Here is a 13,996-nt window from a genome sequence, read left to right on the forward strand (position 1 = left end):
TTTACTTACGGGAGTCCCGTCGAGAACATGCTTGTCAATAGTCGTTAAGGTCGCAATTTCACCATCATTCGCAGTCTCTTGAGCAATGAACCAATGAATGTGCTTATTAAATGGTATCGCAAGTAACCAAAGATCCGTCCAATATTCTTGATATCCGGCGCGGGGAAACAGGCGTATTTTTCCTTCTTCAGAACATTCTCGAACTCGTTTATGATATCTTCGTGCTGCAACGAACTGATATAAATTAAGCTGCCATGCATTAAGTTGGTCACTCCTTAAACATACAGACTATTTACTTAATATTACCACATCTATGTATCTTGCGGAGTGGGGTGAGTGGGTAGAGTAGTCGAGGATGGGGACATATATCCTTGGAAGGCCTTGTATTTATGTAGTTCAATGTAAGGTTGCTTTCGCTTGAGGATAAGTAGGCCATAGACAAAATGCTGTGAGCTATGGTAACCGTAGCACGGTTAGCTACCCAGCGTGCTGCAAGTTGACGGTTTTGACTGAATAGATAAGCATATCTTCGTTCGAACTACGCTTTGGTAGCTTCGACGAGCGTACTTCGCAAATTTTTATTCCCTTTGCGTGTTTTTCCGGAGATTCGTTTTCCGACGCTTTCATTCTGACCCGGGCACAGCCCTGCCCAAGAGCATAACTGAGCGGCAGAGGGATATTGATTCATATCCAGACCGATTTCGGCCGCGATAGTCTCTGCCGTTCGTCTTGCTACGCCGGGAATAGTGTCAAGCAGTTCCAGGTCTTCCTCAAATGGGTGCATGCGCTTCTTAATCTCTTCATCTAGTCTACTTATTTCTTCATCTAAATAATCAATGTGCCGGAGTTGGGCGCCCAGCAAAATCTTCTGATGAGGACCCATCAAGCCGTTCAGTGCACGCTTTAAATCCGCTTTCTTGCTTTTTAGCTTTCGTTTCGCCAGTTCGGACAAGATGCCCGAATCCGTTTCGCCGTCAAATCATTACTTTAATCATGGCGCGTCCCGACTTTCCAAGCATATTGCTGGCAACCGACGAGAGCTTGATATTAGCGCCTTCCAGCACTTTTTGAATGCGGCTGACTTCTCGAGCACGCTCTTCAATAAAGGCTTCTTTGCGGTACCTGACTAATGCCCTTGAGACTCCTTTCCCGGGGATCTGATGGGCGAATATAAGCCGACATCGTCCAGAAGCATCAAAAGAATGTGACCGGAATCTAAGATTGATTATTTCCTTCTACTCCAAACCTTAGTAATCATATTTAAAAATAACCTGATCTTTTGAATCTCGTCCTTCAATGTTCCTAATTTTCATTTCTCCACCTATTACAACATCTAAAAATGTTTTGTTGTCAGACTTTAATCTAACTGAATTAGTTATATCATTAAAATCTTCTTGATAATTCAATCTTACTTCTGAAATAGACTTGTCGTTTATAAATCCCAAAAACGCAGTAAAGTTCCTCTTTCCATCTGACATTTTACTAGATAAATTAATTACACTAAAAGGTTTACTTTCATCGATGGGATAAAGATCAATAAATTGTAACACATATTGATCCTCTTTCCAGTCAGCATAAATAACTCCAATTGCATTATTTTCACCGGTAATATAAAAAGTAGAAAATATAGAATTACTATTATAATATGGATAATCAAGATTGATATACTTACTATCAATATTTTTATTAAGTCTTTTCTCAATCCCATCCTTGACTAATTTTTTAAGATCCGTAGCGCTCACAGCGTAATTTTCTGCTTTATATACCGTTCCTTTACCACTTCCTTGGAAGTTGATATTTTGATTCGAGGAACTATTATCTTTAAATAGGCCACAACTCGAAAGCAAAACTACCACGGTTAATATTACAAAGCATTTAATAATATTTGTTTTCATTTATTTTACTCCTTAAACAGTTGATCTAATTCTAAGATGCGAACAAGCCTATCGGTATTTTTCCAATGCGCCATGTATGTTTCTGTATGTTCATAAAGATATTTAGTTATCTCAGAGCTTGGTAAATTTGGATACATAGCCTTAGTTAAGGCAACGATAGATGTTATAAAAGGAACCGCAACAGACGATCCTGAGTAAGAACTAATTTGATTTTCACCTTCTCCTATAGATAGAATATCTTCTCCAGGGAAGAACAAGTCAATATTTTTATTAAAGGTCGAATAACTCGATATATTATAATGATTATCTAATGAACCAACTGAGATTATTCCAGGAATTTTGTATGAAGCCGGATATAATTCTTGCTCTAACCCCGAGTTTCCAGCTGAAGCAACAAATACAATATTTTGGGAGATGGCATACTCTATAGTATCTTTTAATTCTTGATTATACTTTTTTGTGCTTACCGATAAACTAATAACATCGACATCTTTTTTAAGCATTGCTTTTATGCCATTGATTAATTTTTCCGCGGTAAAATTTTCCTCAAGGTTGTACGAATACATTTGTATACCGGGAATTAATCCTTTATATTTGTTTGTCTTCGTCGGTTTAGCACCAATTATTGCAGATACAATTGAACCATGCCCAATTTCTTTACTCCATGAGTTGGATAAATTAATTATATTAAGGTTTGGATGTTTCGTAATCCCAACATCAATAATTCCTATCTTAATTTTTTTTATTTTTTTTGATTTTATCGGTATAATTAAATAATTGGTCCCGAGCATTTTAAGTTGTGACCCGTTATAGACGCTCGTTAATACAAACGTCTTTTCTTGTGGGAATGCTATAGTAATTAAACACATCACGATTAATAATAAAGTAATTCTCATTTCTTACCCCTTGTTAAATAGAGAAGGAAGCAAAAGTGCTCCCTTCTCATTACAGTTATTTGAAGTAAGCTTCCCAGAAAAGTACCACTGCGGCTCCACATACTTCAACAATAGCGTATTCGTTCCAGGAGTCACCTCCGCTAACACTGAAGTTTAGTGCAATACCATAAAAACCAATCTCCCCACCTACTGACGAGCTTATGGTAAATTTTGCAGCAGTATATCCTTGGATATAATCATCACCAGTAGCTGATTCTCCTTGATGTGTAGCAGAGTCAGTGACAGTAATAAAACCACTACTAGATGAAGCACCTTGACTATTTATGTAGTGTACTGACCACTTCTGATGATCCGTATAACCGTTATTCTTAATTTGATAGGTAAATGTGTTATTTACCTTTGCCCAATACGAACTACTTTCAAATTTAATGTCGTTAGTATCGTAATAGTATCCAGATGATGTCAGATTTACTTCTTGATACATATCATCCTCACCAAATGCACCACTCCAAGGTCCAGGATACCAAGTATCTGTAGTATAGCTTTCATCAGTTTCTGGTTTAATTTTAACAACTTCGCCTGTTCTTGTAACAGAACTACCGTCGGGGTATTTTATCGTGGCATTATTTAAACTAGTTATTGACTTGTTACTTTTTTGAAGCTCTTGCATGTCTTTTGTTCCTCTTGCAATAACAGAACTATGTTCAAAAATGGTTTTTATTGCTCTTTCATCTAAGTTTAATGCCTTACTTCTGATTTCAAACATATTAAAATTTGTATCTTCATCACTATAAGATGAAATTTCATCGAAATTGATTTTTTTACTCTCTTTTTCTAATTTTGCTGCAAGGATATCTAATTTTGCGTAATAATCGGCATCTTCAGAATTAACTCCTTCGTTTACCATTCCATCAATGAGTTCTTGTTTTGACTTATTATTATGACCCTTATCCAAGTTATAGTTAATTTTCAAACTTTGAATTTCAGTCTTATCATTTTGAGGAATACTACCTGAGGCATACGCACTCATGGAAAGGGAAGTAACTATTGTAAATACAATTGGAATACTAATAATTTTTTTAAACATATTTCCTCCTAATGTCATAAATTAATAATTGGCCAATTATTAAACTTAGAATCTTAAGGATCCATTAAGGTTTTTTTAATATAACACTAATATTCAATAATTGGAATATATAAGCAAATATTTTTTATTATTTTACTAAATGTACAATTAATTCCATGATTATAAATATTATTCCATCACGAATCTTACTCTGGAGTATACACTGTAACAGCACGTGATAGAATTGTAGAGTATTACGCTATCGACTGACAAAAGCGTGTGAAAAGGGGGCGAGCAATCCGCATGTTTCGGGATGAAGCCTGTCAGCGAGCATGGTGATGCCCATAGCGAAGACGAGATTCGTCTCTGAGGACGGCATTGTTTTTCATACGGATCAAATTGTTTCCGAAATCATTAAAGAAGATGCAGAATATGAAGGCGTACGGATAAAGATACCTTGCTCGCTTGGAAAAATGAGGGAAGTGTTGCAGCTCGATATTGGTTTTGGAGATGTGATAGCACCAAGTCCGCAAACGATAGACTTCCCTGTTCTCTTATCTAGCATGGAGAGGCCGGAAATCTTGGTATACACGAACGATTCCGTCATTGCAGAAAAATTTGAAGCCATGATATCTCTTTCCCTGGCGAACAGTCGGATGAAGGATTTTTTTGATATCTACATATTGGCCTGTACAACCCCATTTGAAGGGCTTCGCTTGTACGAGGCCGTGTCTGAGACATTTAAGGGAAGGGCAACCCATACCGAAAGAGAGCATGTCATTTTCACAGCTGAGTTCTATACGGACAGGCGTAGAGTTGCTATGTGGGATGCATTTATTAGGAATTTATATCTGGATCATTCGCCAACATTCCAGGAGGTTATGGAACTCATTCATACCTTCCTCAAACCGATCTATGATCATGTGCTGGATGAAAACGAGTATTTTTGTGACTGGGACCGTCAATCATTGAGTTGGAACAGTAGTCAGACCGCTGCCCTCTAATATAGTTAATCTATGGATCGTGGTTTTGCTATGCTATTGTCAAATTTGAAGGTATTTTATGGTTCCGGCTTTGGAATACCTTTTTGTGCTGCGTGCCGGATAAACGTGCAGAGAAAACTGAAATCCAGAGAATTTGTCCGCTGGACGAGATCAACCGAACGTACATTGAGAAGGAAGAGGGGTTCCTTGTCGATTTTCTGTCAAAAGCCAAACGCCCCCGTCAGATGACCGGGAAACCTTTCTACTATTCCTGGAAATTGTTTGCCTGCATGCACCGGATCGGGAGCGCCTTGCCCTCCGATTCCGTATACCGGAAATATGTGCGGCTGTAATTTGGCGGCTTATTCACGGGATTTTCAATTTCACAGGATTTTCAATTTAACAAGCCGGAAGCCCGCTTATTTGCCCCGCCCCCCTTTTAATAGATATAATGAGAGGAGTATAATATAAGGGACTGCGTTTAATCACTGTTGAAAGAGAGCGATAAAGTATGGGCCGTAAGTGGAATAATATCAAGGAAAAGAAGGCGTCCAAGGATGCCAACACAAGTCGCATATATGCAAGATTCGGGCGTGAGATTTATGTAGTGGCCAAGCAGGGCGAGCCTGATCCGGAATCGAACCGGGCACTGAAGGTCGTGCTGGAGCGCGCCAAGACCTACAATGTGCCGAAAGCGATCATTGACCGCGCGCTTGAGAAAGCGAAAGGCAATTCGGATGAGACTTACGATGAGCTTCGCTATGAGGGCTTCGGACCGAACGGTTCGATGATTATCGTCGACGCGCTCACCAACAATGTCAACCGCACCGCCTCCGAAGTGCGCGCCGCATTCAGCAAGAACGGCGGCAGCCTGGGCGTTAGCGGATCGGTCAGCTATATGTTCGATTCGACGGCGGTCATCGGTCTGGTCGGCAAGAGTGCGGATGATGTGCTGGAAATTCTGATGGAAGCGGATGTGGACGCGCGCGATATTCTGGAAGAAGACGAAGCCGTCATCGTCTACGCCGAGCCGGACCAGTTCCATGCCGTGCAGGAAGCGTTCAAGAATGCAGGCGTATCCGAATTTACGGTAGCCGAGCTGACTATGCTTCCCCAGAACTATGTTGCGATTCCGGAGGATTCTGAGGCTCAGTTCGAGAAGCTGATTGATGTTTTGGAGGATTTGGAAGACGTGCAGCAGGTGTATCATAACGTGGATTCCGAAGAATAGTCTGTTGTTGCTAACAGAAACGGCTGCCGTCCTTAACAGGGTGTGGCAGCCGTTTCTTTTTGTATCCGCGAAATCGCAGGGCGGCAAATCATTCGTGTCGTGATTGTTGCATGATAGCGCTAGGCGCCGGTCCAGTTAGCGCCGGTCAAATATTTTTCGGTCAGAACGGACAGCAGCTGAATGCCGACCTCGTTCTGCCCGCCTTCGGGAATAATCAGGTCGGCGTATTTCTTGGATGGCTCGATAAACGCTTCATGCATCGGTTTGACTGTCGTTAAATACTGCTGGTGAATCGACTGGATGGTGCGGCCGCGTTCCTCGATATCCCGCAGGACCCGGCGCAGAATGCGGACGTCAGGGTCAGTGTCAACGAACACTTTGATGTCGAGCAGCGCGCGCAGGTTCTCGTCGGACAGCACATGCAGCCCTTCGATAATGACGATATTGTTTGGCAGCAGCTCAACCGTCAGTTCCGTGGAGCGGGTATGAACGGTAAAATCGTACACCGGAGCCTGAGCGGGCTGCCCCGTTCTCAGCAGCTTCAGATGCTCGATCAAGAGCTCGTTATCGAAGGCGAACGGATGGTCATAATTGATCGCCTCGCGCTCGGCAAGGCTGAGATGCGAATGGTCTTTGTAATAATTGTCCTGAGAGATAAAAGTGACTTTGCCCGGACCGAGACGGTCGATGACGGAGCGGGCCACCGTTGTTTTGCCGGAGCCTGTTCCGCCGGCAATTCCTATAATAAGCATAGCGTTTTCGTAAACCTCCCTAACGTGTTCCCTTTGTCAATTCAAGTATTGTAGCACAGCGGCCTTAATTTTTCACCATGTCCCGTCCGGAAAAACTCTTAGGCCGTTTCATGCCATTATGCATATCGGCCAATTCAGAGATTGTTATATACTATTTATACCAACGTAGAGCGCAACAAGCGCATACATTCCGCTGTACAACCCAGTATTTTACATAATGCTCAAATAAGAAAGGATGAAGAAGATGAATCGAAAAATTATTTTTCTTACGACTGACAGCATGGGCAACGGGGACACTCGGCTTGGAGAACAGCTATTGGAGTCCTACTTTACGCTTTTGAAGCAGCAGGAGCAGCTTCCGGCCGCAGTGTTCTGCGTCAATCGGGGCGTGCTCGCACTAACGGGCAAATCGATGGCCTCCCTTCACTTAAAAGAACTGGCCGATCGCGGTGTTCCGGTATTGGCCTGTGCCACTTGCGTGAACTACTACGGAGTGGGCGATCAGCTGTATGCGGGAGAAGTATCGAGCATGGGACATTTTATTGAGCTGTCGGCGCAGTATGAAGTGATCACGTTATCCTAGAATATTGGCCCGAGGGACAGCGGCGGCCAGAGCCATTTGAAAGGAGAAATACATCATATGAACGGCAAACCGCTTCATGAGGCGTTTAACCGGACCGCGTACCCGATAACCGGCCACGGCAAACGGAATATTGGAGTATTGAAGGATGCGCTGAACGCGTATGATGGCGATCTAGACAGCGACATATACGGCGAGGGCAGCATAATCGAGGGTTTTCAAGGCAAAATGGCCGGGATTCTCGGAAAAGATAAAGCCGTCTTCTTCCCCAGCGGCACGATGGCGCAGCAGATTGCGCTGCGGATCTGGTGTGACCGGAAAGGCGTCAAGAGAGTGGCGTACCACCCGCTATGTCATCTGGAGATTCACGAGCAGCGGGGGCTTCACGAGCTTCACGGAATTGAGCCGGTGCTGCTTGGCGGCAAGGATAGGCTGATCAGTCTCGGCGATGTGCAGGAGCTGTATGGCAAAGTCGCATGCCTGCTGCTTGAACTGCCCCAGCGTGAGATCGGCGGGCAACTGCCGGATTTCGGCGAGCTGGAAGCGATATCGGCCTGCTGCCGCGAGCGGGGAATTGCTCTTCACCTGGACGGAGCAAGACTGTTCGAGGTTCTGCCCTACTATCAGAAATCTGCGGCTGAAGTCTGCGCGTTATTTGATAGCGTATACATCTCTTTTTATAAAGGGATTGGCGGGATTGCCGGAGCGATTCTCGCAGGCGATGCCGGACTTGCGGAAGAGTCTAAGATATGGAAAAGACGGCACGGCGGGGATTTGATCAGCCTGTACCCGTACATTCTATCCGCCGATTACTATTTTGAAGAGAGATTACCTAACATGGGGCGGTACTATGAGGAGGCGGTGGAACTGGCCGGTCTGTTTAACAAATGCCAACAAATCTCCACTCTTCCGGCGGAGCCTGTCTCGAATATGTTCCATGTTCACGCGGCGCTGTCTAAAGAACGGCTGGAGCCTTTGCTGATCGAATTATATGAGGAAACGGGCGTCGGATTAACGCATTATTTAAGGGAAACTGGCGAAACTTCCTGCTATTTCGAGATTAGTGTCGGCGACCGCTATGCCCTTATTCCTAAGGAAGAGCTTCACCGGGCGTTTGCCATATTGGATGAAAAACTGGCCGCTGTATTGTGATAAAACACAATCATGATAGATAAACTTTTGAATTTTCACCAAATGGCAAGCCTGCAATGTATGTTATCATTCTTTACATAGAAAACATTCACCAGACAGGAGATGTTAAGAATGATCATCGGAATTCCAAAGGAAATCAAAAATAATGAAAATCGTGTAGCCATTACCCCTGCCGGAGTAGTTAGCTTTGTTAAAGAAGGTCACACGGTATTAATTGAGAAGGGTGCGGGCCTGGGCAGCGGATTCCTGGATGAAGAATATGCGAAAGCCGGAGCGGAATTGATCGACGGAGCCGCCGAGGTGTGGAGCAGCGCCGAAATGGTAATGAAGGTTAAAGAACCGCTGGAGAGCGAATACGGCTATTTCCGTCCCGGTCTTGTACTGTTCACTTACCTGCATCTGGCTCCGGAGCCTGCCCTGGCAAAGGCGCTGCAAGAAAAAGGCGTATTCGCCATCGGCTATGAGACGGTTACCGAAGGCCGCACACTGCCGCTGCTGACGCCGATGAGCGAAGTGGCTGGCCGGATGTCCGTTCAATTGGGCGCTCAATTCCTGCAAAGAAACTATGGCGGCCAAGGCATTCTGCTGGCTGGCGTTCCCGGCGTGAGCAGAGGCAAGGTCAGCATCATCGGCGGTGGCGTTGTCGGCACGAATGCGGCCAAGATGGCCATCGGACTCGGAGCGGACGTTACGATTGTCGACCTGAGCGCTGACAGACTGCGCCAGCTTGACGATATTTTTGGCGCACAAATCAACACGCTGATCTCGAATCCGTACAACATTGCCAAGGCCGTTGCTGAAGCGGACGTGCTGGTAGGCGCGGTGCTCATCCCGGGTGCGAAAGCTCCGAAGCTCGTCACGGAAGAAATGGTGAAGACGATGAAACCGGGCTCTGTAATCGTTGACGTGGCCATCGACCAAGGCGGTATCGTAGAGACGATCGACAAGGTGACGACACATGACAATCCGGTATTCGAAAAACACGGCGTGCTGCACTATTCCGTAGCCAACATGCCGGGTGCTGTCGCCAAAACGTCGACGATTGCTCTGACGAACGTTACCGTTCCTTACGCGCTGCAAATCGCCGGCAAGGGCGCACTGAAGGCCGTACAAGAAAATGAAGGTCTGCTGAACGGCGTCAATATCGCAAACGGTAAAATCACCTGCAAAGCTGTGGCCGAAGCGCTCGGCGAAGAATACTTCACGGTAGCCCAAGCCATGTCCCAAGAGTCTACGCTGATCTAAATTATAGAAAGAAAACAGAAAAGATAAGTCGGCTGATAGAGATACGACGTTTCCCAATGAAGAAGAGGAACCCCAATGATGGAACAGTGCCCGTTAAATACGGGACTGTTCTTTTTTTAGCTTTAATTTTCCTGTGCCGTTCTTACGAGGCGGGTCTCTGATGGCAGGTTTTCTGTCATAACTTTCCGCTACCTATAGTCAGCGAAGATGAAGCATAATATAATGAAAAAACCTTATGAATAATAATAACCTGTAAACTTGTATGACTCGGCTATTCTGAAGGTTGGAGTGGAAAAAATGGTAGAAACAGGATCGATCTTTGACCGTTTTTTTGACAGTATGGAGTCTCTGGCGGATACGATCAGCGAATCGCTGCAATCCCAAGTGACGATTGAAGATGACAAGCATCATGTCATCGGCTACAGTTCCCATCAATTTGAAAGCGATCCTGCCCGGATCTCAACGATCATCGGTAAGCGTGTGCCCGACTCCGTCATTATCGGTTTGCGCAAAAAGGGCATCATGCGCCAGTTGGAGAATACACCGCATCCTATCCGGATATCGGGTGTAATGGAGGTGGGGCTGGGGCCCCGCCTGGCGATGTGCATCAAGCACCAGAAGGAAGTTCTCGGCTATATTTGGGTCGTGGATGCGGGCAATCTGTCGGAGGGATACGCGGAAAGCGTCGTGGAAAAAGCGGCGCAAATCGCCGCGCGGTATCTGCTCAAGCAGCGGGGCTGGAAGACGAAGCAGACGCGGGCGCAGGAGGATTTTTTCTGGAAGCTGCTGACCTCGCATTACGGGACGGAGCAGGATATTAAGCGGGATGCGGAGCTGGATAACATCATGCTGCCGCCTGGATATTTTCTCGGCGTATTTGAACCCGACCGGACGGTGGACGACCATTTTCTGCTCAAATTCCGCCAGACCGCCGAAAGCTATTCCGGTGTCTCGTTAGTGTTCCTAACCACGGAGCATAACCGGATTATTATCCTGTTTTCTTTTCTCTATTCAATAGAAGGGACGCAGACGCTGTCCTCCTTTATGACGCTGCTCACAGATCAGCTGAACAAGAGCGAAGGCTGCCGGATATCGGGGGGATGCAGTCTGTATTACGGGGAATATCTCTCTGCGGCCGTTGCCTATACGGAGGCGGTGTCCATTGTCGAAATCAAGCGGCTGCTGCCTTTTCAAGCCCGTGAGCTGCTGCTCTACGAGGATATGGGGTTTTGGGCGCATATTCCGGCGATTATCGAGCAGAAGCGAAGCCGGGGCCGCAGAAGTCCATTGCTTAATCCGCTGAAGGAGCATGACCGGGTACACAAGACCGACTTTGTCAAGACCATTGCCGCCTACCTTACATTCAATGGTAATCTGAAGGAGTCGGCCGCTTTTTTGCATATTCATACGAATACCTTAATGTACAGATTGAACCGGATTGCCGAAATTACGGGGAAAAATCTAAAGGATACCCATTACCGCTTCTCGATCTATATGGATATTTTGACGGAAGAGACCCGGCAGTTGAATCAGTGGTTTGCGGAAGATTGATGGAAGGTATGGCGGTTGAGCGAATTGAATGGCAGAAAACATATACATGGATGTAACATAAACCGGGTATTACTGCGCCAATCTTATTACACTCTGTACAATGAAAAGTGAGGATACGGGTCGTAACATAGTGTTTAGGAATGACCAGATCATGGACGGAGGGATAGGAATGCAGACGCAAAACATATTCGTTAACGGAGCCCGGCTGAAGGATACCATCGAGGCATTCGCCGATTTCGGACGTACGCCTGCGAATGGCGTTACCCGGCTGAGCTTAAGCGAAGAGGACATTAAGGTGCGGGAATACTTCCGTTCCTGCTGCGAAGAGCTGGGAATGACCGTCAAAGTGGACGATATGGGCTGTATGTACGCGACGCTGGAAGGCACCGAGGATAAGCCCCCAATCGTAATGGGCTCCCACCTGGATAGCGTAGTGAAAGGCGGACGTTTCGACGGCGTTCTGGGCGTAATCACGGGTCTTGAGGTTGTACGAACCCTTGTGGACCATGGCATTAAGCCGCGGATTCCGGTAACGGTCATGAACTTCACGAATGAGGAAGGCGCTCGGTTCGAGCCTTCGATGATGGCGTCCGGCGTGCTGTCGGGCAAATTCGATAAAGAGGTCATGCTGAAGAGCAAGGACCCGAAAGGCGTCACCTTCGGGGAAGCGCTGAAGGCCAGCGGATACGAAGGCGAAATCGACAACCGCATCAAGGAAGCGTCCGCTTATTTGGAACTGCATATCGAACAAGGTCCCGTGCTTGAAAAAGAAGGCCTAACGATCGGACTCGTAGACTGTGTAGTCGGTATGGTCTGTTATGAAATTGAAGTTACTGGGGAATCCAATCACGCCGGAACGACGCCGATGGGCATGCGGAACGACGCCTTTTTCGCCGCAACCGATTTGGTGGCGGAGCTGCGGAGCAAGTTGGGCGAGCTGGACCCTGAACTGGTCTATACGATGGGACGGGTCAATGTGTACCCAAACATCCACACGGTAATCCCTAATAAAGTCGTCTTCACCGTCGAGGCGCGGCATAAGAATGAAGAGGTTATCGCCGAAGTGGTGTCGGTCATTAACTCGCTTCCGGAGATGCAGGCGGGCTGCTCCGTTTCCAAGAAGAAGCTTTGGGGACGCGATACCGTCTGGTTCGACGAGCGGGTATGCGGCGCGATTGAAAGCTCGGTGAAGTCGCTCGGCTATTCCCATAAAAAAATAGCCAGCGGCGCCGGACACGACGCCCAGTTCGTCGCAAGCTACCTGCCGTCAGCGATGATTTTTGTTCCGAGTGTGAAGGGCAAGAGCCACTGCGAAGAAGAACTGACCTCGTACGAGGATTGCGAAAAAGGCGTAAATGTGATGCTGGAAACGGTGCTGACGCTGCTGGGAGATGGCGGGGAGTAAGGTTTCAAAGAAACCGCGGCTTACGCGTGAGGTTAAATAGTAGAAGGCTGTTCCGTTATGGGTCTGTGGGACCCTCGGGACAGCCTTTTGTTTGGGTTGTGGTAGACTAGCGAGGTTACCAAGCAATACCCAGAACTCCATTCCATGCCGATCGCGGACGCGTCTGACGTCGTTTTAGACGGTGATTTTAAAAAAGCTCAGAAAACAGTTGATTTTGACAACTATTTTAACTATAATTTTAAAAAAGTTGATTTTGGCAACTAATTTATTTTGAAGGAGCTTTTTTAGCATGCCACAACCTAATCTTTCTATAATCAAAGGAATCAGAAAATTTAATCATTTTTATTTCAACTACCAATCTTTATTTAATCAACATGTATATGATGACTCTTTATCTTTAACAGAGATTAGAATGTTATATGAAATTAATAAAATAAATACTTGTACAGCAAGAGTACTACAAGAACAATTAAAATTAGATAAGGGATATGTCAGTAGAGTATTAAAAAGTTTTGAAAATAAAAATATTATCTATAAGGAAAAATGCGAAAATGATAGTCGTGTTTTCTTCCTCCATTTGACTTCAGAAGGAAAAGATATTTATCAGAGTCTAGAAAATAAAGCTAATCAACAAGTAATGAAGCTTTTCGAAGATATTAGTTTGAGAGATCAACAAAAACTTTTGGAATCAATGGTGACAATTGAAAATATATTAACCAAACAACATAATGAAGATGAATCGGTTGTTACTATACGAGATCATTATACAGATGATGATAAGGAAATAATGATTGAGAAACAAAGAGAATTTTTTATAGACAACTATGGATTTGATGAAAAGTTTTTAGAGTATCTCCGTAGTACTTTTGAAGCAGAAATCGAAAAGATATGGATTGCAGAAGTAGATTGGGAATTTGCTGGATGCATAGGTTTAGTCAAAAAAGATGATAAAACAGCTCAATTAAGATGGTTCATTGTTGATACGTCTGCTCGTGGAAAAGGTGTAGGAACGAAATTAATCCAAACATTAATTAATTATTGCCAAAAAACGCAATATGAAAAAATATCTTTAGAAACGGTAAGTCAACTGAAAACAGCTCGAAGATTATATAGTAAATTCGGATTTGAGCTAACTAAAGCAAATGAGCAATTCATGTGGGGGCTAGATCTTGTGGAGGAACATTGGGAACTAAAGTTGGATAACTTGCCTCGTTAAACTCTAACGGAGAACGATAGTTTA

At 44.9% G+C, this 13,996-nt stretch carries 12 protein-coding genes and 1 pseudogene; 8 read left to right on the top strand and 5 right to left on the bottom strand.

All coding sequences use genetic code 11. The annotated features are described in order from the left end of the window. Positions 1 to 392 precede the first annotated feature (392 nt). The 4 genes and pseudogenes from PDUR_RS01220 to PDUR_RS01235 form a co-directional block, all read right to left on the bottom strand. A pseudogene (locus PDUR_RS01220) lies at positions 393 to 1,136 on the bottom strand (transposase); the annotation flags it as partial. A gap of 111 nt (positions 1,137 to 1,247) precedes the next feature. Continuing rightward, positions 1,248 to 1,895 (bottom strand): hypothetical protein, encoded by a 648-nt coding sequence (locus tag PDUR_RS01225; RefSeq protein WP_042204727.1) that lies wholly within the window; start codon positions 1,893 to 1,895, stop codon positions 1,248 to 1,250. 5 nt (positions 1,896 to 1,900) lie between these two features. Further along, positions 1,901 to 2,791, bottom strand: a complete 891-nt coding sequence (locus PDUR_RS01230; protein WP_042204728.1) for a S8 family peptidase — start codon at positions 2,789 to 2,791, stop codon at positions 1,901 to 1,903. A 55-nt stretch (positions 2,792 to 2,846) separates the two neighbouring features. Beyond that, complete coding sequence (locus PDUR_RS01235; protein ID WP_042204729.1) at positions 2,847 to 3,878, bottom strand: hypothetical protein; 1,032 nt, start codon at positions 3,876 to 3,878, stop codon at positions 2,847 to 2,849. Positions 3,879 to 4,195: 317 nt separating this feature from the next. Here PDUR_RS01235 and PDUR_RS01240 point away from each other — a divergent pair, with 317 nt between their 5' ends. Together PDUR_RS01240 and PDUR_RS01250 are read left to right on the top strand one after the other, a co-directional pair. Then, positions 4,196 to 4,861 (top strand): nucleotidyl transferase AbiEii/AbiGii toxin family protein, encoded by a 666-nt coding sequence (locus tag PDUR_RS01240; RefSeq protein ID WP_179945176.1) that lies wholly within the window; start codon positions 4,196 to 4,198, stop codon positions 4,859 to 4,861. A 490-nt stretch (positions 4,862 to 5,351) separates the two neighbouring features. Next, positions 5,352 to 6,071, top strand: a complete 720-nt coding sequence (locus PDUR_RS01250) for a YebC/PmpR family DNA-binding transcriptional regulator (RefSeq protein WP_042204731.1) — start codon at positions 5,352 to 5,354, stop codon at positions 6,069 to 6,071. 119 nt (positions 6,072 to 6,190) lie between these two features. On the opposite strand, the gene udk is transcribed toward PDUR_RS01250, so the two are convergent. Continuing rightward, positions 6,191 to 6,823 (bottom strand): uridine kinase, encoded by a 633-nt coding sequence (gene udk, locus PDUR_RS01255; protein WP_042204732.1) that lies wholly within the window; start codon positions 6,821 to 6,823, stop codon positions 6,191 to 6,193. A 244-nt stretch (positions 6,824 to 7,067) separates the two neighbouring features. Here udk and PDUR_RS01260 point away from each other — a divergent pair, with 244 nt between their 5' ends. The 6 genes from PDUR_RS01260 to PDUR_RS01285 all read left to right on the top strand — a co-directional run bounded on the left by PDUR_RS01260 (position 7,068) and on the right by PDUR_RS01285 (position 13,972). Next, positions 7,068 to 7,406 carry a DsrE family protein gene (locus tag PDUR_RS01260; protein ID WP_042204733.1) on the top strand — a complete coding sequence of 113 codons (339 nt, stop codon included), beginning with the start codon at positions 7,068 to 7,070 and terminating at the stop codon, positions 7,404 to 7,406. Between the two features lie 57 nt (positions 7,407 to 7,463). Then, positions 7,464 to 8,555 (top strand): threonine aldolase family protein, encoded by a 1,092-nt coding sequence (locus PDUR_RS01265; RefSeq protein WP_042204734.1) that lies wholly within the window; start codon positions 7,464 to 7,466, stop codon positions 8,553 to 8,555. A 111-nt stretch (positions 8,556 to 8,666) separates the two neighbouring features. Beyond that, on the top strand, positions 8,667 to 9,800 hold the full coding sequence (ald, locus tag PDUR_RS01270; RefSeq protein WP_042204735.1) for an alanine dehydrogenase: 1,134 nt from the start codon (positions 8,667 to 8,669) through the stop codon (positions 9,798 to 9,800). A 297-nt stretch (positions 9,801 to 10,097) separates the two neighbouring features. After that, positions 10,098 to 11,351 carry a PucR family transcriptional regulator gene (locus PDUR_RS01275; protein WP_042204736.1) on the top strand — a complete coding sequence of 418 codons (1,254 nt, stop codon included), beginning with the start codon at positions 10,098 to 10,100 and terminating at the stop codon, positions 11,349 to 11,351. 169 nt (positions 11,352 to 11,520) lie between these two features. Next, on the top strand, positions 11,521 to 12,756 hold the full coding sequence (locus tag PDUR_RS01280; protein ID WP_042204737.1) for a Zn-dependent hydrolase: 1,236 nt from the start codon (positions 11,521 to 11,523) through the stop codon (positions 12,754 to 12,756). Positions 12,757 to 13,045: 289 nt separating this feature from the next. After that, the gene (locus tag PDUR_RS01285; protein WP_042204738.1) at positions 13,046 to 13,972 is read left to right on the top strand and encodes a bifunctional helix-turn-helix transcriptional regulator/GNAT family N-acetyltransferase; all 927 of its coding nucleotides are present in this window, start codon (positions 13,046 to 13,048) and stop codon (positions 13,970 to 13,972) included. The last annotated feature ends 24 nt before the right edge of the window (positions 13,973 to 13,996 follow it).

The organism is Paenibacillus durus (assembly GCF_000756615.1).
Taxonomy (GTDB): Bacteria; Bacillota; Bacilli; order Paenibacillales; family Paenibacillaceae; genus Paenibacillus_AQ; species Paenibacillus_AQ durus.